This window comes from Dyadobacter fanqingshengii (assembly GCF_023822005.2).
Lineage (GTDB): Bacteria > Bacteroidota > Bacteroidia > Cytophagales > Spirosomataceae > Dyadobacter > Dyadobacter fanqingshengii.
Window position 1 is genome coordinate 4,681,289 of sequence record NZ_CP098806.1, and the last position, 21,212, is coordinate 4,702,500.

Consider the following 21,212-nt stretch of genomic DNA (forward strand, 5'->3'; position numbering starts at 1 on the left):
CTCTTTTTTTTTTATAAATCTCTTATTACTATACGTTCATCAACGATTCACGACGGCGCATTTTGCCAGCCGGAATTCCGAACATCATTTTAAAACGACGGCAGAAATAAGCTGTGTCTTTGTAACCTACATCAGAACCGATTGCACGAATACTTTTCTTGGAAGTACGAAGCAGATCAACCGCTTTTTCCATGCGCTGATATTCGATATAATCCTGTGGGTTAATTCCGGTCAGCATTTTGAAATATTGTCCAACGTAATCTTCGGATACGTTCGCAACATTCGCCAAAACTTTGTTAGAAAGATCCCCACCCAGGTTATCCTTAATGTAAGCGAAGATATCGATCAAACGAGGATCCTTGAAATACGTGCTGTTTGTTACAAGTTGTTCAACAAACAGTTTGTTTTTAAGAATATAACGGATGATTTCGATAACAACCTCTTCTGTCTTAATCTTAATGATACGGCCTTTTCCAGGCGTATCCAGCATATCTTCCGTCAGGATCTGGTTGATCGTGATGGCGATCTGATCATCTCTTTTAATCAGGAACGGCGGAACGTCCAGCGAAGTGAAAAAGTTAACTGTATCAAAAACTTTTGCTTCAAAAGAGATCAAACCGAACGAGTTAGGCAATTTTCCTATCAACGCCGGATCGTGGCCTGCTTCAATGTAATTATCGCGGTTGGTCATGAACTCCTCATTCGAAACAGTCTTGGCAGTTTGTCCGTTACCATATGTTACGGTTGCATGCTTACCACCCGGAATGAACAGCATATCACCTTCTTCAACTTTCTGTGATTCTTCTGAACCAAAAGAAACCTCACCGTCGTATAAAATTGTTAGCGAATTCTGAACGTCGTAAAAGTTTTTGATGGTAATTGGTTGCAAAATTCTGATGTGACGCGCTTTCACAAACTTTACCCCCAGCGACTCAATAATCTTATTATAGTCTTCCATACTTGATATATTTAAGGGCCCTTTTGACCGTTGTTCCAAATTTTGTACAAATCTAATAAATTGTACAAAACTAATACAAGTATATATTGACAAAAAACTGAAAAAAAGTGATATTTCTGTATCATTTTAATCCAAGATTTCGAATAATTCGGCTGCGATCCCGGAAATCGTCCTATTTCAGGAGCTCGCGAGCAATTACAAGTTTTTGGATTTCAGAGGTACCCTCATAAATCTGCGTGATTTTTGCATCCCGCATCAGTCGCTCCACATGATATTCTTTCACGTAGCCATACCCGCCATGAACCTGAACAGCCTCTGTTGTCACCCACATAGCTGTTTCCGACGCATATAGTTTCGCCATGGCCGACGCCTGGATGTAATCCTTTCCCTCATCTTTAAGCCGGGCTGCCTTGTAAACGAGCAGTCGCGCCGCTTCCACTTTTGTGGCCATTTCAGACAGTTTAAACTGAATGGCCTGGTGTTCGCTGATGGGTTTGCCAAAAGTCCTCCGTTCTTTTGAATATTTCAGGGATAATTCAAATGCGCCAGCCGCAATACCAAGTGCCTGCGCGGCTATGCCGATCCGCCCGCCATTCAATGTGCTCATGGCGAATTTGAAACCAAAACCATCGTCTCCAATCCTGTTTTCCTTGGGGACCCTTACATCCGTAAACATCAATGTGTTGGTGTCTGAGGCCCGTATGCCCATTTTGTTTTCTTTTTTACCAACAACAAAACCCGCTAATCCCTTTTCAACAATGAAAACGTTAATTCCTTTATGCTGCTTTTCCGGATGTGTTTGCGCCATCACCAAGCAGATTTCAGCCGTGTCGCCGTTTGTGATCCAGTTTTTTGTGCCATTTAATAAATAGTGGTCTCCCTTGTCAATGGCAGTGGTATGCTGCGAAGTTGCATCTGATCCAGCTTCCGGCTCCGACAAGCAGAATGCTCCGATCACCTGACCGGATGCAAGCTTGGTCAGATATTTCTCCTTTTGTTCAGTCGTCCCAAAGTTTTCCAGGCCCCAGCAAACCAAAGAATTGTTAACAGACATAATCACCCCCGCTGACGCATCGATCTTTGAAATCTCTTCCATTGCAATCACGTATGACAGCGTATCCATCCCGCCGCCACCATAATCCGGCGCAACCATCATGCCCATAAAACCCAGCTCCCCCATTTGACGAAGGAGTTCTTTGTCGAATTTTTGAACCTCGTCTCTATCGATAACGCCAGGCAGTAAGTAGTTTTCAGCAAAATTTTGGGCAGCTTCGCCGATTAGCAAATGTTCTTCACTTAGGTTGAAATCCATCCCGATTAATGGCGCGCTGTGTGACATGATACGATTATTCATGAATGATGAAGAATATCAAAAATATGTTTTTGGCTTATGGTATGCAAGCATACTGTTTATAACGTATTAAAACTTTGCTGATTGCTACCCTATTTCAAGAAAAGTTGTCTTAAGTTTGCTCAAATTTTGCTGCAAAAAATGCCCGTTCTTACTGTTTTTTATATAAAACTCCTTATCAATCTCCTGCTGACGTTTGGAATAATCTGGACTATCAGCAAGTCAGGTCTATTTGCTAAGTGGCAGAAAGAGAACGAGAAAGTGATATTAGGGCTTGCTTTTGTTCTGCTCAGGCTCATTCCCTGGATCGGCATTTTTCTTATTGTCAACGAAGATCCAAGAGGCGACATTCCTTTCTTTTTTTACAAAGCAGAAGCCGCAAAGAGAGGCGGTTTCGTTTATCGCGACTTCTGGTCTTACCACGCGCCGCTATATGCCTACATTATCAGTCTGCCTGTGTGGATCTGGCACAATTCCCGCGCTATTGTACTGTTTATGGTCCTGATGGAGAGTTTTATCCTTTGGCTTACTTACAGCACTTACAAAAGCCGGATCAACAATGCATTACAACTTGCGGTCATTTATTATATGCTTCCTGCCGGATTTATGTACATTCTCGTGGATGGACAGGAAGAAGTCTGGTTTTGGGGCGCTGCGCTGATCCTCTGGCGCTTCACGATTAAAAAACCGGTTAATTACGAAGTTGGTATCGGGTTGCTCTATGCACTTGCCCTTCTGACGATCAAGGTAACCTTTATTTTCCTATTGCCCGCGCTTCTGTTGGTTGTTAAGAAGCCGGTTAAAATGCTTTTGGTCATGGCCGCGGTTGGTTTGCCTGCCGTTGGCTTCCTTTACTGGCAGATCGGCGACTTGTTTTTAATGCCCATTCAGCACACGGAGCAACTCATGACGCCTAATTTGTTCTCGATCACCAGGCCGTTCATTGAGCTTGTTTTTACGGTGAATGAAAAAAAATCAACATTGATCAACTGGATCGGATTGCTATTTACTGTTTTCGTTCCTGCATTTATGGCGTACAAAGCGCGTCATAAGCATATCAATGAAGTGCTTCCGGGGATCTTTATTGCATGTTTTGTTTGCATGATGATTTTCCAGGCCAGTGCGATGGGCGCTTATTTAATCGCCTACTTAATGGCGGTTCTTTTCGAGATCATTGATGTCCGTAAAACATTTCATGTTGTTGTCTTACTGGCGGTGAACTGGCTTACGGTCGTGCAGCCGTTTGTTTGGGTTTATATCAAACAACCTGCTTATACATCACTGGGAATGTTCAGCAACCTTTCCTACTTATTCGAATACTGCCTGCAAATCCTCAATGTGCTTTGCTTTTTCTGGATCTTGCGAGAAACCTACCGCAAAGTAGTTTCTGAAAAACTGATAACTGCATGAGCATAGTCCTGGCAAAACTGGGCATCAGCCTCATTTGTATATTACTTGCTGGAATTGTTCTTTTCAAAAGAGAAACATTGACGTCCTGGCTGGAAAGCAAGTCCATCAAGGCAATGTTAGGCACCGGATGGGCACTTTTCCGGCTTGCTCCTTTTGTTCTGATTTACTTAATAGCCGGCCTTGAACCTACGTCCGACGTAAATGGTTTCTGGGACGAAGGCAGTAAGGCTTCGCTGGGACAGGTTGTTTACCGCGATTTCTGGTCGCCTTACTCTCCGCTTTATCCCTATTTTTTAGGGGCATTCCTGAAATTCTGGTATCACCCGAAAATGATTGTGCTGGTAATGGCCATCATGGATGGCGCGGCACTTTGGGCATCTTATCATTTTTTCAGGCCCTTTCAATCAAAAGGAATTTTTCTTTTCAAATCACTTCTATACTTTCTTTTGCCAGGCGGATTGGTCCTCTGCATCGTCGGTGCGCAGGAAGATGTCTGGATGTGGCTGTTTGTGATCCTGGCTTATCTTGTCCGCGAGCGAACATTGCGCGTTGAATGGTATGCGATCATTTTAGCGATCGGGTTGCTAATGACCAAAGCGATATTTGTCTTGATCCTGGTGCCTTTGTTTATTCTGGAAAAAGACAAGTTAAGGTTAGTGATTCCGATGGCCATTGTGGGTATGATTTCGCTCGCTATTCTTTATCCATTGGTCGGCTGGGAGTTTACGCAGCCGCTGGACGAAGCCAAAACTTTGCGGGCTCCAAACATTCCTTCTATCTTGAATCCCTGGTTTTTCAACCACATTGGAGTTGGAGAAAAGTTCTGGAACTGGATCGGGCTCGTTATATCAGTTGGACTGGCTTGTCTGGCTGCATTAAGGCTTCAAAAAGCGGATTTCAGGGTCATGTTATCGCGAGTTTGGATTGTGCTTTACGCCACAATGATGATCGTGCAGCAAAGTGCTTACAGCAATTACATTTTTCTGTTCCTGATCCCGCTTGTATTCTATGTGATTGATTGGAAAAACAATGTGCAGGTTGCATTGCTGCTGATATTTAATGTGTTGTGCGTCATTCATCCTTCATACTGGTGGCGGCTTGGGATGCCCTGCTATATGACGCCATTTGATACATTTGCCTCATTGGAATTGTTTGTAGATTATGCTATGCAGGTTTGTATCGTTTTGCTGACGGGCTATTTTGTCTGGCTGGCATTTCCTAAAAAAGACGCAGCAGTGTTTCCTTTCAAGTCATAAGTGTTTTTCCAAAAGCATAATTCGCTTTTCTTTAAATCATAAAAAATGCCCTCGCTATTAACGAGGGCATTTTGCATTTAAAAGGTCTGAAACCATTATTCTATAATATCAAAACCACAATAGGGAACCAGCGCGGCAGGAATTTTAACCGTTCCATCAGCCTGCTGATTATTTTCCAGCAATGCCGCCACGATGCGCGGCAATGCAAGCGCTGAGCCATTTAATGTATGCAGCAACTGTGTTTTTTTATCTGCCGTTTTATATCTCAATTTCAATCTGTTAGCCTGATATGTTTCGAAATTAGAAACAGAGCTGCATTCCAGCCAGCGCTCTTGCCCGGCTGACCAAACTTCGAAATCGTATGTAAGCGCCGATGTAAAGCCCATATCGCCTCCGCAAAGGCGTAGAATTCGGTAGGGGAGTTCGAGTTTTCCAAGAAGACTTTTTACATGCTCCACCATTTCATCCAAGGCCTTGTAAGAATCCTCAGCCTTATTGATCTGTACAATTTCCACTTTATCAAACTGGTGCAAACGGTTCAATCCCCGGACGTGTGCGCCCCAACTTCCTGCCTCGCGCCGAAAACAGGGCGTATAAGCTACATTTTTAACAGGCAAATCGCTTTCGGCAACGATTACGTCCCGATACAAATTGGTAACCGGAACCTCCGCAGTAGGAATCAGATAAAGGTCATCCTGTGCGTCATGATACATTTGACCTTCTTTGTCAGGCAATTGTCCCGTAGCAAAGCCTGAATCCGCATTGACTACGATCGGTGGCTGCACTTCTGTGTAACCCGCTTTTCCAGCTTCATCCAGAAAAAAAGCGATCATAGCCCTCTGAAGCCTTGCGGCTTTTCCTTTATATACCGGAAACCCTGCACCCGATATTTTGTTTCCTAACTTGAAATCAATGATAGGCGCCTGGTTTTTGCCGAGCTTCTCAATCAATTCCCAATGCGGTAATGCGCCCTTTGGTAAAACCGGTTTTTCCCCGGCTTCCAGCACATTCACATTGTCATCAGCTGTTCTCCCTTCCGGAACGCTTTCATGCGGCAAATTAGGCAGCTTCACGAGTTCCTGAAGCAGTTTGGCTTCAATGTCCTTGTGCGCTTCGTCCAGTGACTTAGAGCGCTCTTTTAACACAGCAGTTTCCGCCTTCGCAGCCTCTGCTTCCGCTGTTGCGCCAGCCTTCATGAGCCCGCCGATTTCCCTGGCTTTCGCATTGGATTCGGCTAATGTCTCATCTAAATCCTGCTGCAATTGTCTGCGCTTCTTATCAAGTTCAATAATCTGATCTACAACTTCCGCTGCATCCTTGAAATGCTTTTTTGTTAACCCAGCGATGGTAAAGTCTCTGTTCTCGCGGATAAAATTCGTTTGTAACATATTATGGAGCTGTAAAAATGTCTTTCATTGCATCTTCGTAATAAAACAGGCGCTCATTCAGCACATTCAATGCTTCTGCCTTGTATTTGGAATGAATGAGCAGTGACAAGTTATGTTCGGATGCACCATACGAAATCATTCGTATAGGAATATGTTTCATTGCATCAAGCACTTTTAATGCAATTCCTTCTTTGTCCGCACTAAAATTTCCGACAATGCAAATGATATTTTGGTCGCGGTCATGCTCTTCTAAATCAGCAAATTCACGCAACTCTGCACTGATCTGTTCCAGGTTTTCGGAATTGTCAATGGTCACAGAAACCGACACCTCGGAAGTTGTGATCATATCAACCGGTGTTTTGTATTTTTCGAAAATTTCAAACACCCTACGAAGGAAGCCGTAGGCATTCAGCATACGGGTCGAATGTATGTAAATGGCGGTAATGTTGTCTTTTGCGGCAATCGCCTTAATGTCGCGATCCGAAGTTTGGTTAGCGATCAATGTTCCCGGAGCTTCCGGCTGCATTGTGTTTTTTAACCTAACCGGCACACCGCGAAGTTTGGCTGGCGTGATCGTGCTCGGGTGCAAAATCTTGGCCCCGAAATAAGCCAGTTCCGCGGCCTCTTCAAATGTCAGCTCGCGAATTGGAAAAGTCCTTTTCACAATGCGCGGATCGTTGTTATGCATTCCATCAATATCGGTCCAGATCTGGATCTCATCCGCACGGATGGCGCCACCAATCAGAGAAGCTGTATAATCAGACCCTCCTCTTTTCAAATTATCAACCTCTTCTCGCGGGTTTCTGCAAATAAACCCTTGCGTAATGATCGTCTGTTTATCTGTATATTGGTTTAAAATTGTCACCAATTTATCCTCAATTGTAGCAAGTTCCGGTTCGCCGTCTGCATCAATGCGCATGAAATCCAAGGCTGGAAGCAACACGGAGTTTTCCCCTTTTTCTTCCAGATAAGCCTGGAACATTTTGGTGCTCAGGATTTCCCCTTCTGCAACAAGTTCTTTTTCCTGCTTAATGGTGAAAGGTTTGATGCCGATCAGTGATTTGATAAAGCCGAATTCTGTCTCAACAATGTTCTTTCCTTCTTCAAGCCCCGCCTCCGTTGAGTATAACTCCTTAATAAAGAGCAGATAATGTGCCTTCAAATCTTCCGTGAGCGAGTTCGCTTTCGCATCGTCATAAGCTTTTGCGGCTTCGCCGATGGCGATGAGCGCATTGGTAGATCCTGATAGCGCGGACAAAACAACGATTTTGCGATTAGGATCGCCGTTAAGCAGTTCGCGGATTGAATGCATGCGTTCCGGTTTTCCTACCGAAGTCCCGCCAAATTTCCAGACTTGCATATTAGTGAATGAGTGAATTTGAATGACTGAATGAGTGAATGACCGGGTTGCCGGTGCCATGAATGTTAAATTGAGAATCTGGTTTGTGCAACGGCGATTTGGTGCCAGAGGCCGAGCATTTTAATCGCTGTCATGGCGGCTTCGTCTCCTTTGTTGCCGTGAACGCCGCCTGCGCGGTCGAGTGCCTGCTCCATTGTATTGGGCGTCAAAACACCAAAAATGATGGGTTTACCAGATTTCAAACTAACATTGGTAATGCCCTGTGCAACAGCGTGATTGATGTAATCATTGTGCTTTGTTTCACCCTGGATAACCACGCCCAATGCGATGACCGCATCAATATCGCGACGTTCTGCAAACCACTGTGCGCCCAGTGTCAGCTCGAAACTTCCCGGAACATTTCCTCTTTCGATGTTTTCGGGCGTTGAGCCGTATGTGAGCAATGTTTGATAAGCACCTTCAAATAGCCTTTCGGTGACCTCGCTATTCCATTCTGCCACCACGATCGCAAACTTTTTTGAGCTAATGTCCGGCAAGCCTTCCGTATTGAAAACACTTAAATTTTTATCAGCACTTGACATAATTGAAATCAGAGGATAATGTGAAATGATTAATTGGGCAAATAAAAAAGGATAAAACCTTTGTCGGCTTTATCCTTTTCAGAAACAGTAATGGTTAACCATTATTTGCCGACCTGTCCCTCTAAAACACCCATGTATTTCTTCGCGTTTACCACTTCCGAGGAAAGTGGAAACTCGTCAATAACACGTTTATATGTAGACACAGCGTCTGCTGGTTGATTTGCTTTTTCTTGTGCGATTGCCAATTTCATTAAATAAACGGGCGTGAAATATTCGTTTTTCTCGTAATCTGCTGCCTTTTTATAATGAGAAATAGCCTCAGCAGGTTGGTTTTTTTCAAGATACGCGTCACCAATCAAGGATTGGGCACGTGCGTGGATTAAAAGATCGGATGAACTGAATGATTGAAGATGGCTGATCGCATCATCGTATTTTCCTTGCTTTAATAATGCAACACCGGCGTAAAAATTAGCCAGATTGCTAGCGTCCGTGCCTTTATAAGAATCTGCGATAGATAAAAGTCCTTCGTTACCTCCGCTTCCGTTTAATGCTTTTTGCAATGAATCAGCCTCAAAATCGTAAACGACACTTGCAAGTGCATCCTGAGCTGTTCCCTCCTGTCCGTCAATGTAAAAGCGATATCCGGCGAAAGCAACAACAGCTAAAACGATTGCTCCTACGACACCTAATACTATCTTGCGATTTTTAATAAAAAAAACCTCCGCTTTATTGATCTGGCCAGCCAGTGCTTCCGGAGTTTCAATAATTTCAAGCCCGGATTCGTCCGTGTTTTTCTTGCTCATATCAATTAATTCGATTTTGGAGTGCAAAGTTATGAAAAGTAAACGAAATTTTATTGCTAAAAAACATCGGAATAAACAAAAAAAACAGCGCACCGGATAACCGGTGCGCTGCCGCTATTTGAATAACTTAATATCAGAGGTACAAAGGATATTGTTTCATCCAGTTATTGATCTCACTTTTTACTCCGGCAATTTTTGCATCCTGATCATGGTTAACAAGCACAGTATCAATAAAATCCACAATGCGCTCCATATCCGACTCAACCATTCCGCGTGTTGTAACAGCAGCCGTTCCAACGCGGATACCCGAAGTGACCATTGGTGATTTGTCATCGAAGGGAACCATATTCTTATTAATTGTAATGTCTGCCTTGATCAACGTGTTTTCTGCCAATTTGCCAGTTAGACCTGGATTTTGACCACTTTTCGTGCGAAGGTCGATCAGCATTAAATGGTTATCTGTTCCGCCGGAAATAATGCCGTAACCTTTATCTGTAAATGCTTTGGCCATCGCCTGCGCATTTTTCTTAACCTGCACTGCGTAGTTATAATAACCTTCGCTCAATGCTTCTCCGAAAGCAATCGCTTTCGCCGCAATGATGTGCTCCAATGGTCCGCCCTGCGTTCCTGGGAATACACCAGAATCCAAAAGGGATGACATGGTGCGCAGCTGACCTTTTGGTGTTTTGATGCCAAACGGATTCTCAAAATCATTACGCATCATAATCACACCGCCGCGTGGCCCGCGAAGGGTTTTATGTGTTGTGGTTGTTACTATGTGACAATGATCGAATGGATCGTTCAGCAAACCTTTGGCGATCAGGCCAGCAGGGTGGGCGATATCCGCCATTAACAATGCGCCAACCTGATCGGCAATTGCACGCAGACGCTCGTAATCCCAGTCGCGGCTATAAGCCGAAGCACCGCAGATCAACAGTTTTGGACGCTCTCTTACAGCAGTTTCCTCCACTTTGTCCCAATCTATCAATCCAGTTTCTGCTTCTACTCCGTAAAATATAGGCTGAAAATATTTTCCTGAAATGTTAACCGGCGATCCGTGCGTCAAGTGACCACCATGTGCCAGGTTGAAACCCATAATTTTATCGCCAGGGTTAAGGCATGCAAGGAACACAGCCGTGTTGGCCTGTGCACCCGAATGTGGCTGAACGTTTGCCCAGGTAGCGCCGAAAAGCTCCTTCAAACGGTCAATGGCAATTTGTTCGATTTCATCTACAACCTCACACCCGCCGTAATAACGCTTGCCTGGCAGTCCTTCTGCATATTTGTTCGTCAAAACGCTTCCAGCCGCTTCCATCACCTGTCTGGACGTGAAGTTTTCTGACGCGATCAGCTCAATGCCGGATTCCTGACGGTGCTTTTCTCTATTGATAAGATCAAAAATGGTGGTGTCACGTTCAACGCTTGTGAGAGTAGACATGGATAGTATAGGGAAAATGGTGTGATGTTTTGTAGATTGAGATACAAAAATACAATCAATTATTTTGGAATGAAAAAAACGGACGTACTTTCTCCTCCTTGGTCGGGGAGCGGAGCGGCGAATTGGGTCAAGTGGCCCCAATCCGATTAATACGAGTATATTTTTGATAACAGTTATTTTTAAATTTTTTTAATAATATTCGTTTTGAGTTGTATTTTTGCCGATGTTATCCTACCCCTGAACTATTCATAAACTCTTATAAAACAATTCAAGCAGCAATATGAGCCAGCAAACGGTGAATCCACAAACAATTTTGATGCAAGCTTCCAACAACGGGAAAGGTACGCCCGGGACGATAGGCCAGCCAATCACCTACGAAAAAATACCAACTCAAATTTTCGCCGATTCCAAAGAAGCTTCCAATGCGGTGGCAAGGGAAATTGCTGATTTGATCCGTCAAAAGCAGAAAGAGGGTAAGAAATGTGTGTTGGGCTTAGCGACTGGATCTTCACCAAAAACGGTTTATGCAATTCTTGTGCGCATGCACAAGGAGGAAGGTTTGAGTTTCAAGAATGTGATTTCATTCAACCTGGATGAATATTACCAAATGGAGCCGGATTCGATTTACAGCTATCACCGGTTCATGAAAGAGCAGTTGTTCGACCACGTGGATATTGCAAAGGAGAATTATTTCCTTCCGGATGGCACGGTTCCTCCTGCATTACTGCGCGATTACTGCACATCTTACGAAAACAAAATAAACGCTGTGGGCGGTCTGGATTTCCAGCTTTTGGGAATCGGGGGAAATGGTCACATTGGTTTCAACGAACCGGGATCGCTGATCAATTCCCGTACAAGGCTGATCACACTCGACCATTCTACGCGCGTTGCGGCTGGGATGGAGTTTGGCGGATTGCATAATGTGCCTCGTAAAGCCATTACATTGGGTGTTGCGCCTATTTTGAATGCACGCCGCATTGTGCTCCTGGCTTGGGGTGAAAGAAAAGCTTCGGTAATACGCGGCGCTGTTGAAGGCCCGGTTACTGAATTGAACCCTGCTTCTTATTTGCAGGCGCATCCGGATGTTTCGTTCGTTGTGGATGAAAGCGCTGCTTCCGAACTTACCCGCATTAAGACGCCTTGGGCTGTTGATTCGGTAATTTGGGATAATAAAATGATCAAAAAGGCGATCAGCCATTTGTCGAGCTCGCTGAACAAGCCCATTCTTAAATTGACTGATAAGGATTACAATGACAATGGTATGAGCGATTTGCTGGCCCAATATGGTTCCGGCTATGAGATCAATATCAACGTATTTAATCAATTACAACATACCATTACAGGATGGCCGGGTGGAAAACCCAATGCGGATGATACACACCGTCCTGAAAGAGCGCAGCCATCCAAGAAACGCGTATTGATTTTCAGCCCGCATCCGGACGATGATATCATTTCAATGGGTGGAACATTCCAGCGATTGGTGGATCAGGGACATGAAGTGCATGTGGCTTACCAGACTTCGGGTAACATTGCCGTTGCGGATGATGAGGCATTGCGTTTTATCGATTTCGTGGTTGACTTCAACAAAGGTTTTGGCATCGACAGCCCGGACGCAAACAAGCTGTTCCTGGATGCAAAAGAGTTTTTGAAACATACCAAAGACAGTGAAATTGATACGCCTGAGATCAGGAAAGTGAAAGGATTGCTTCGCCAGGGTGAGGCTAAGGCGACTTGCCGGTTTGTGGGCATTCCAACGAGCCAGGCGCACTTTCTGAACATGCCATTCTACGAAACAGGAACGGTTCAGAAAAAACCGATCGGGGAAGAAGATATCCGCATCATTGAAGCGCTTATTGAAGAAGTAAAACCACATCAGATCTACGCGGCCGGTGACTTCGCTGATCCGCACGGAACGCATAAAGTTTGCTGGGATGCCATTGAGGCAGCATTGCAGCGTTCGAAACATAAAAATTTCATGAAGGATTGCTGGGTATGGTTATACCGCGGAGCATGGGCTGAGTGGGACATTTATGAAATTGAAATGGCAGTGCCGATGAGCCCGGATCAGGTTCTGAAAAAACGTCAGGGAATATTTAAGCACCAGTCTCAAAAGGACGGCGTTGTGTTCCAGGGCGAAGATTCGAGGGAATTCTGGCAACGTGCAGAAGAGCGTAACCGCGCAACGGCTCACTTGTATGACGAGCTTGGGTTAGCTGAGTACGAAGCAATGGAAGCTTTTGTAAGATGGAAATTTTAAGGTTTGCTTGTTAAAAGTAAAAGCCCGGTGTTCACACATCGGGCTTTTACTTTTATATGTCATTTTACTACTACAATTCCATATCCATCCACATTCGCTGGGCCATTTTCTCGACCATTTTAACGACGCCTTCAACGGCGCCAAAGATTATGCAAAGCGGCAAAATTATTGGCAAAAATATAAGCCATTGCAATGCCATCGTGAAATTAAATCGTTTTGAAATTGGCGTTTTCATATCAGGTTCAGGTTATTAACATAGGAGTTTGATATCCCCAAGTTAGAGATTTTATTTATTTCCAACAAAGTAATTCACAAAAAACGTTCTCTTAATGTAGAAAATTTTTATATAGAATGTAACTATTCTGTTGAAATTACTAATAAAAGCAAGCGCTACGAGGTTGCTACCCGCCGAAATTGACCCCGCTCTAAAAAAATTTTTGTTTATTTGTTATAGTTAAATAAATCAAAAATCCGATATGCCGTCTTCCGACATCATACAATTATTACCAGATTCCATAGCCAATCAAATTGCTGCCGGCGAGGTTGTTCAGCGACCTGCATCGGTGGTGAAGGAGCTTATGGAAAATGCCATTGATGCGAAGGCGAACCATGTTCAGGTTATTTTGAAAGAGGCTGGGAGGACGCTCATTCAGATCATCGATGATGGCTCTGGAATGTCTGAAACGGATGCCAGAATGAGTTTTGAAAGGCACGCTACGTCAAAGATCCGGCAGTCGGAAGATCTTTTCAGGATCCGTACGATGGGCTTCCGCGGCGAGGCGCTCGCTTCCATTGCTGCTATTGCACAAGTTGAGCTCAGGACGCGTCAGGAGTTTGACGAGTTGGGCACCATGATCCGGATCGACGGCTCGGAGATTAAAGCGCAGGAAGCCGTTGCGTGTTTAAAAGGGACAAACCTTTCAGTTAAAAATCTGTTTTTTAATGTTCCCGCCCGACGAAACTTCCTGAAATCCAATTCCGTTGAAATGCGTCATGTTCTGGACGAATTTCAAAGAGTTGCGCTGGCACATCCGCAGGTTAGTTTCACATTGCACCATAACGATACGGAGGTTTTTAATCTGCAATCAGGCAAGCTGGTAAGGCGGATCATTGATATTTACGGGAAGAGTTATCGGGAGCAACTGGCTTTTTGTCAGGAAGATACATCCTACATTAGCGTGCGCGGCTACATTGGAAAACCTGAATTTGCCAGAAAAACACGTGGAGAGCAGTTTTTCTTTGTGAATGATCGCTATATCAAGCATAGTTACATGCATCATGCGGTTATCAGCGCTTTTGATGGCACTATACCGGAAGGAAGTCACCCATTTTACGTGCTTTTTATTGAAATTGACCCCTCGCACATCGATATAAATATTCATCCAACAAAAACCGAAATCAAGTTTGACGACGAAAGATCGGTTTATGCGATTGTTATGGCAGCCGTGAAAAAGGCGGTTGGCGTATATAATCTGTCGCAGTCTATTGATTTTGATGATAATATCAATTTTTTAAATCCGACAGCCTCAGATCAGAATCATAACCTGATCCCGAGAACAGTAATGCCGGACTGGGCCGCACAATCCAAAAAAGGCGAAGGAGGACAGTCCAGATCGAACCTTACCAATTGGAATAAACTTTTCGAAGGATTACAAAATACCGAAGACCGCAACCGGGAACTGGCTGCATTTGAAATCAATGCGACCACCGTTTCCAGGCCTTCGTTTCAGGAGCAGCCCAAAACCATTGCCAGCAAGATTAACAGGATGGCTTCGGAAGTAATCTCTGCGCCCGAAAGCGATGCTGTGCTTTTTCAGCTTCATAACCGATACATTCTCTCGCAGGTGAAAGACGGCATAATGCTGATCGACCAAAAAGCTGCTTACGAAAGGATCCTGTACGAGCGATATCGTAAAATGCTTACGAACAGAAATGGAGCCTGCCAGCAACTGCTTTTCCCAAAAACGATCCGGCTCACGCATTCGGATATGCAGCTGGTGAACGAGACTAAAAAGGAAATCCGGAGTCTGGGATTTGAATTCGACGAGTTTGGATCCAATGAACTGATCATTAGGGGAATTCCGGCCGACTTACCAGAAGAAAGCGAGCAGGACCTTTTTGAGGAGCTGATTGAGCAACTTAAACAGAGTTATTCCGACCTTAAACTAAATAAACCTGAAAGCCTTTCGCGTTCGCTCGCCAGGCGCTTCTCCGTCCGTTATGCAGTGAAGCTTTCATTCGTAGAAATTCACACATTAATTGATCAGCTATTCGCTTCAACCGACCCTAACAGAACGCCCAGCGGCGAGGCTATCATTGTTTTGCTTACGATGGATAAACTTACGAGTATATTTAAGGCCTAGCGAACAAAAATATAGGGTGATCAGTTATTGAATAAATCTTGATTAAACACAAAATATGTTATCCATAACCCCTACCGTCAAGAACTTACTAATTCTTAATATTCTCTTTTTCGTAGTTGATTCCTACATTTTTAATCTCACAAATGTCTTTGCGCTGCGTTCTGTATTTTCGCCTGCGTTTCTGCCATTCCAGTTTGTAACGTACATGTTTTTGCATGGCAGTTTTGGACATTTGTTCAGCAATATGTTTGGTTTGTTTATGTTTGGCCCATTGCTGGAACGCGGCTGGGGACCGAAGAAATTTTTGTTTTTCTACTTTTTCACAGGCATAGGAGCCGGGGTTCTTTTTTCAGGAATTGACTATTTTGAAAATAGCCAGGTTAGGCAGGCTGTTGAAATATTTACTCAAAATCCGACACCCGACGGGCTCGTGGATTTTATGAGTAAACACGCTGAAAGAATTTACGAAGCCAACCTTGATTTTTTAAATAAGTTTGAAGACAATCCCACAAATTCTGGTTACATTCAACAAAGTGTAGAATTTGTAAATACATACTATCAAAGTTTGATTAATACGCCACTGGTTGGTGCTTCCGGAGCAATTTTCGGTATCCTCATGGCGTTTGGTTTATTGTTTCCGAATACTGAGCTTTTTCTCCTTTTTGTTCCGTTTCCGATTAAGGCTAAATATTTTGTTGCTTTTTACGGTTTGTACGAATTATATGCAGGATTTCAAAATGCTCAGTCAGACAATGTTGCTCATTTTGCGCATATTGGAGGAATGCTATTTGCATATATATTGTTGCGTTACTGGAACACGCAAAAAACAAATTTCTATTGAGAGATGAGCAATATTGTTGATGACGTAAAAAGGGAGTTTGCCAAATCAGAGAATGCACTTGTCAAGATAATCCTTGTAAATACCGCAGTTTTCTTGACATTACTGCTATTGAAGATTATTCTGACGCTTTCTCAATCTTCAAACGTTTATAACGCGGTAATTAATACCCTGCAGCTCCCTGCTGCAACAAACGAGTTTTTGTACAAGCCCTGGACGCTCGTCACTTACTTTTTCACACACGACGATATTTTCCATATCCTTTTCAATATGCTATTCCTGTATTGGTTTGGAAAGCTTATTGATGAATATCTTGGTGCGAAGCGCGTTATAGCACTGTATATGCTTGGTGGAATTGCGGGCGGATTGATTTACATTGTTCTTTACAACGCCTTACCTTATTTCCAGGCTCACGTGGAAGGTTCCAGGATGCTGGGTGCTTCGGCAGCAGCCTTTTCTGTTGCAGTAGGAGCCTCTACTTTACTTCCCAACTACACATTCAATCTTATTTTTCTAGGGCCGATCCGGATCAAGTTCATCGCTCTTTTTTATATTATCCTATCTCTTGCTCAAACTGTCGGGCCTAATGCCGGGGGTAATCTGGCGCATTTGGGTGGTGCATTTATTGGATATGTATTTATCAAATTGTTGCAAAGTGGTACAGACCTTGGTAAGCCGATTTATGCAGTCATGAACGGCTGGTCCCGATTGTTCCGCAAACGCCCTTCTATGCAGGTTACTTACCGTGAAAGACAGGTTTACAGAAGCACAAGCGTGTATTCGTCTACGTCTTCGTCGGGAACGATCGAAATGCCTGATCAAATGGAAATTGATTCTATTTTGGATAAAATTTCCAAATCCGGGTATGAAAGTCTGACGAGAGAAGAAAAGCAAAAGCTGTTCAAGGCAAGTCAGCAAAAATAAAGTCAGACTTAATGTCCTTATTTACTTAATTTTGTCTGCGTAATTACCGCAATTTTTTGATTTCAAAAGCCTGAATATGCTTATAAAACCTGGGAAATTATTAGCTAAAATTGACTCTCCTGAGGACTTACGAAAGTTAGACAGTTCCCAGCTTCCACAAGTTTGTAATGAATTGCGTCAGTTTATTATTGATAATGTTTCCGTCTATGGCGGCCATTTTGGTGCGAGCCTTGGCGTAGTTGAATTAAGCGTTGCGCTTCATTACGTTTTCAACACACCCGACGATCAGCTGGTTTGGGATGTAGGACATCAGGCTTATGGTCACAAGATCCTGACTGGCAGAAGAGATAATTTTCATTCTAACCGCACATACGGAGGTCTTTCAGGATTTCCAAGACGCAGCGAAAGCATTTACGATGCATTTGGGGTGGGACATTCATCTACTTCCATCTCGTCAGCATTGGGTATGGCCGTGGCTTCGGCATTGGAAAAAAATTTTGAAAGACAACATATAGCCATTATAGGAGACGGCGCAATGACTGCGGGAATGGCATTCGAAGGCATGAACCATGCCGGAGCAACCGATTCCAATCTGCTTATCATTTTAAATGATAACTGCATGGCTATCGATCCCAATGTGGGCGCGCTGAAAGAATATTTGACCGACATCACCACTTCGCAGACTTATAATAAGTTTAGGGACGAGGTTTGGAATATGCTTGGTAAGATGAGCAATTTTGGAAAGAGCGCTCAGGAGATCGTTTCTAAGGTTGAAACGGTTATGAAAACGGCTATCCTTCGTCAGAGCAATCTCTTTGAATCATTAGGTTTGAGATATTTCGGACCCATTGACGGCAATGATATTAGCCACCTTACCGAGGTTTTGAAAGACCTTAAAAGCATTCCCGGACCCAAAATCTTGCATTGCCTAACGGTAAAAGGCAAGGGCTATGGGCCTGCTGAAAAAGATCAAACCAAATGGCATTCACCTGGCATATTTGATAAAATAACCGGTGAGATAAAAGTAAAGGTTTACGACCAGCCGCAGGCACCGAAATATCAGGATGTTTTTGGTAACACCATTGTCGAGCTTGCCAAACAAAATCCTAAGATAGTTGGAGTAACTCCTGCTATGCCATCGGGTTCGTCATTGAATATTATGATGGATTTGATTCCTGAAAGAGCTTTTGATGTGGGCATCGCTGAACAGCATGCGGTAACATTCTCGGCAGGCATGGCGACGAGAGGAGAGGTTGTGTTTTGTAATATATATTCAACATTCATGCAGCGGGCTTATGACCAAGTTATTCATGATGTCTGCATTCAAGAGCTTCCCGTTATATTTTGCCTGGATAGGGCGGGGTTAGTAGGAGCAGACGGGCCAACACATCACGGCCTATATGACATTGCTTACATGCGTTGCATCCCGAATATGGTGGTTGCTTCACCTATGAATGAGCAAGAGCTAAGAAATTTGATGTACACCGCTCAGTTGGAAAGTTTTCAATCAGGAAAGCAAGCCTTCACCATCAGATATCCGAGAGGTGCAGGGGTTATGCCAAATTGGAACACACCGTTTGAAGAAATTGTGATAGGTAAGGGCAGGAGGCTGAGACATGGTGAAGACCTTGCTATTTTGTCATTCGGTCCTGTTGGAAATTACGCTTTGAAAGCATGCGAGCAACTGGAAAATCACGGCATTTCCGTATCGCTATATGACATGCGTTTTGCGAAGCCATTAGACGAGCCGTTATTGCACGAAATATTTACTAACCACAGTAGAGTCGTAACAGTAGAAGATGGCTGCTTACAAGGCGGTTTTGGCAGTGCTGTTATCGAATTTATGGCTGACAATGGCTATTCTTCTACGGTTAAAAGGCTGGGCATACCAGACAGCATCATTGAACATGGTGAACCCAACGAACTTTACCGTGAGTGCGGCATCGATACTGAGGGCATTGTTAAAACAGTCACAGAGTTCTTAGATGCAAAGTCACTCGCTAAAACGGTGATGTTGAATTAAAAGATTAATAATGTTATTTAAAAAGGGCTGCTTTGATAAGCAGCCCTTTTTTGTCAATGCAGTATTCAAACTTTATACCATTACATGAAAAAGCCCTTACATTTCTGCAAGGCTTTTTTCATGTAATGGTATTTTGGCGACTACCTACGCGGGCCGACCTAATTTTCCAGGTCGAACCGCGCAGGTTTGATCGGGGATGCCTAATCCAAGTATCATCGCCGGTTTCTGGGCTGGGCGCCCCCGGCTTAGCCAGCCGCTCTTAACTTCTTTGTTCCGGGACGCGTAGTCGGGACGGGGCGCGTAGCCTGGGAAGAGGTGAAGCGAACGTTGCACCGCCCAGGCCTAAGACACACAAAAAGACCATCCTTTTGAGATGGTCTTTTTGTAATGGTATTGTGGCGACTACCTACTTTACCAGGTTTGATCCAAGTATCATCGGCGGTTCTGGGCTTAACTTCTCTGTTCGGGATGGGAAGAGGTGAACACCAGGCCAATAGTCACCAACAAGGTCTTTGTTGGTCTTTTGTGATTATGAAGAGGTGAAGCCAGCGTGGCTCCGAACCGTTCCAATAGTCACCAACAAGCTCTTTGAGTGTGTACAATGTTGATTTGTTCAGCATTGTAAATCAATGTCATATTGGAAGTAGAAGAGATCAAAAATATTAAGATGTTAATGTGCAAGCTCTTGGGTAATTAGTACTGCTCGGCTGAATGTATTTCTACACGTACACCTGCAGCCTATCAACGTCGTAGTCTACAACGACCCTTATGTGGAAGATTCATCTTCGGGCTAGTTTCGCACTTAGATGCTTTCAGCGCTTATCTATTCCCCACATAGCTACCCGGCCATGCCACTGGCGTGACAACCGGTTCACCAGCGGTGGGTCCACCTCGGTCCTCTCGTACTAAAGGCAGCCCCCGTCAATCTTCCTACGCCCACCACAGATAGGGACCGAACTGTCTCACGACGTTCTGAACCCAGCTCGCGTGCCACTTTAATCGGCGAACAGCCGAACCCTTGGGACCTTCTCCAGCCCCAGGATGTGACGAGCCGACATCGAGGTGCCAAACCTCCCCGTCGATGTGAGCTCTTGGGGGAGATCAGCCTGTTATCCCCGGCGTACCTTTTATCCTTTGAGCGATGGCCCTTCCATACAGAACCACCGGATCACTATACCCTGGTTTCCCACCTGCTCGACCCGTCGGTCTCACAGTCAAGCCTGCTTGTACTATTGCACTCCACACACGGTTACCAAGCGTGTTGAGCAGACCTTTGGAAGCCTCCGTTACACTTTTGGAGGCGACCACCCCAGTCAAACTACCCACCATGCACGGTCTCCGACTTAGTCGGATTAGATCCCAGGCCAGCGAAGGGTGGTATTTCAACGTTGGCTCCTGAACGCCTGGCGACGCCCACTCACAGCCTCCCACCTATCCTACACATCCCTGACCCGAAAACAATGCAAAGCTATAGTAAAGGTGCACGGGGTCTTTCCGTCCCGTGGCGGGTAAGCGGCATCTTCACCGCTACTACAATTTCACCGAGCTCACGGCCGAGACAGTGCCCAGATCGTTACACCATTCGTGCAGGTCGGAACTTACCCGACAAGGAATTTCGCTACCTTAGGACCGTTATAGTTACGGCCGCCGTTTACTGGGGCTTCGATTCAATGCTTCTCTTGCGATGACATCCCCTCTTAACCTTCCAGCACCGGGCAGGTGTCAGGCCCTATACGTCAACTTTCGTTTTGGCAGAGCCCTGTGTTTTTGCTAAACAGTCGCCTGGGCCATTTCTCTGCGGCCTCTCTTTCGAGTAGGCTCCCCTTCTCCCGAAGTTACAGGGTTAATTTGCCGAGTTCCTTAGCCGTGATTCACTCGAGCACCTTAGAATATTCTTCTCGACTACCTGTGTCGGTTTACGGTACGGGTTGCGTACAGCTGATGTTTCAAAAGCTTTTCTTGGAAGCGTTTTCGTAAGTTCGCTTCGCCCGTAGGCTCTGCTCAACGCACTATTCCGTCAGTACGTACTTACCACAATACTCCGTCACTTTTTCACACTGCATGCAAGGGCAGGAATATTAACCTGCTGTCCATCGAAAATCGCCTGTCGGCTATCCCTTAGGCCCCGCCTAACCCTCCGTTGATTAGCATAGCGGAGGAATCCTTAGTCTTTCGGTGTGCGGATTTCTCATCCGCATTATCGTTACTTATGCCTACATTTGCTTTTCTCACCAGTCCAGCCCAGCTTACGCCAAACCTTCA

15 protein-coding genes and 2 rRNA genes (1 of these 17 cut by a window edge) are annotated in these 21,212 nt (G+C 44.5%); 7 read left to right on the plus strand and 10 right to left on the minus strand.

What is annotated here, in order from left to right; genetic code table 11:
• Window positions 1-28 precede the first annotated feature (28 nt).
• Window positions 29-958: a helix-turn-helix domain-containing protein gene (locus tag NFI81_RS19560; RefSeq protein WP_082217453.1), complete on the minus strand. Its 930-nt coding sequence runs from the start codon at window positions 956-958 to the stop codon at window positions 29-31.
• 172 nt (window positions 959-1,130) lie between these two features.
• Window positions 1,131-2,270: an acyl-CoA dehydrogenase gene (locus tag NFI81_RS19565; protein WP_234616252.1), complete on the minus strand. Its 1,140-nt coding sequence runs from the start codon at window positions 2,268-2,270 to the stop codon at window positions 1,131-1,133.
• A 180-nt stretch (window positions 2,271-2,450) separates the two neighbouring features.
• Between NFI81_RS19565 and NFI81_RS19570 the strand changes: the two genes are divergently transcribed.
• Both NFI81_RS19570 and NFI81_RS19575 read left to right on the plus strand, forming a co-directional pair.
• Window positions 2,451-3,719, plus strand: a complete 1,269-nt coding sequence (locus NFI81_RS19570; RefSeq protein WP_234616224.1) for a hypothetical protein — start codon at window positions 2,451-2,453, stop codon at window positions 3,717-3,719.
• A complete protein-coding gene (locus NFI81_RS19575) occupies window positions 3,716-4,975 on the plus strand; it encodes a hypothetical protein (protein ID WP_234616223.1) in 1,260 nt (419 codons plus the stop codon). Before NFI81_RS19570 ends, NFI81_RS19575 begins: the two co-directional genes overlap by 4 nt.
• Before the next feature lie 95 nt (window positions 4,976-5,070).
• On the opposite strand, the gene serS is transcribed toward NFI81_RS19575, so the two are convergent.
• The 5 genes from serS to glyA all read right to left on the minus strand — a co-directional run bounded on the left by serS (window position 5,071) and on the right by glyA (window position 10,545).
• Window positions 5,071-6,363, minus strand: a complete 1,293-nt coding sequence (gene serS, locus NFI81_RS19580; protein ID WP_234616222.1) for a serine--tRNA ligase — start codon at window positions 6,361-6,363, stop codon at window positions 5,071-5,073.
• Window position 6,364: 1 nt separating this feature from the next.
• Entirely contained in the window at window positions 6,365-7,723 is a 1,359-nt protein-coding gene (locus tag NFI81_RS19585) for an aspartate kinase (protein ID WP_234616221.1), read from the minus strand.
• Window positions 7,724-7,788: 65 nt separating this feature from the next.
• Window positions 7,789-8,304 carry a 6,7-dimethyl-8-ribityllumazine synthase gene (gene ribH / locus NFI81_RS19590; protein ID WP_234616220.1) on the minus strand — a complete coding sequence of 172 codons (516 nt, stop codon included), beginning with the start codon at window positions 8,302-8,304 and terminating at the stop codon, window positions 7,789-7,791.
• A 101-nt stretch (window positions 8,305-8,405) separates the two neighbouring features.
• Complete coding sequence (locus tag NFI81_RS19595) at window positions 8,406-9,107, minus strand: tetratricopeptide repeat protein (RefSeq protein WP_234616219.1); 702 nt, start codon at window positions 9,105-9,107, stop codon at window positions 8,406-8,408.
• A 133-nt stretch (window positions 9,108-9,240) separates the two neighbouring features.
• Window positions 9,241-10,545, minus strand: a complete 1,305-nt coding sequence (glyA, locus tag NFI81_RS19600; RefSeq protein WP_234616218.1) for a serine hydroxymethyltransferase — start codon at window positions 10,543-10,545, stop codon at window positions 9,241-9,243.
• Between the two features lie 316 nt (window positions 10,546-10,861).
• Between glyA and nagB the strand changes: the two genes are divergently transcribed.
• Window positions 10,862-12,802: a glucosamine-6-phosphate deaminase gene (gene nagB, locus NFI81_RS19605; protein ID WP_234616251.1), complete on the plus strand. Its 1,941-nt coding sequence runs from the start codon at window positions 10,862-10,864 to the stop codon at window positions 12,800-12,802.
• Between the two features lie 70 nt (window positions 12,803-12,872).
• On the opposite strand, the gene NFI81_RS19610 is transcribed toward nagB, so the two are convergent.
• The gene (locus NFI81_RS19610) at window positions 12,873-13,037 is read right to left on the minus strand and encodes a hypothetical protein (protein WP_234616217.1); all 165 of its coding nucleotides are present in this window, start codon (window positions 13,035-13,037) and stop codon (window positions 12,873-12,875) included.
• A gap of 241 nt (window positions 13,038-13,278) precedes the next feature.
• On the opposite strand from NFI81_RS19610, the gene mutL reads away from it, so the two are divergent.
• The 4 genes from mutL to dxs all read left to right on the plus strand — a co-directional run bounded on the left by mutL (window position 13,279) and on the right by dxs (window position 18,950).
• Window positions 13,279-15,165, plus strand: a complete 1,887-nt coding sequence (mutL, locus tag NFI81_RS19615) for a DNA mismatch repair endonuclease MutL (RefSeq protein ID WP_234616216.1) — start codon at window positions 13,279-13,281, stop codon at window positions 15,163-15,165.
• Window positions 15,166-15,220: 55 nt separating this feature from the next.
• Window positions 15,221-16,006: a rhomboid family intramembrane serine protease gene (locus NFI81_RS26555; protein ID WP_234616215.1), complete on the plus strand. Its 786-nt coding sequence runs from the start codon at window positions 15,221-15,223 to the stop codon at window positions 16,004-16,006.
• Between the two features lie 3 nt (window positions 16,007-16,009).
• Entirely contained in the window at window positions 16,010-16,927 is a 918-nt protein-coding gene (locus NFI81_RS19625) for a rhomboid family intramembrane serine protease (RefSeq protein ID WP_234616214.1), read from the plus strand.
• 76 nt (window positions 16,928-17,003) lie between these two features.
• Complete coding sequence (dxs, locus tag NFI81_RS19630) at window positions 17,004-18,950, plus strand: 1-deoxy-D-xylulose-5-phosphate synthase (protein ID WP_234616213.1); 1,947 nt, start codon at window positions 17,004-17,006, stop codon at window positions 18,948-18,950.
• A 393-nt stretch (window positions 18,951-19,343) separates the two neighbouring features.
• Here the strand turns inward: dxs and rrf are convergent.
• Together rrf and NFI81_RS19640 are read right to left on the minus strand one after the other, a co-directional pair.
• Window positions 19,344-19,455: ribosomal RNA gene (gene rrf / locus NFI81_RS19635) — 5S ribosomal RNA — on the minus strand.
• A gap of 168 nt (window positions 19,456-19,623) precedes the next feature.
• A 23S ribosomal RNA gene (locus NFI81_RS19640) occupies window positions 19,624-21,212 on the minus strand (it continues 1,231 nt past the right edge of the window).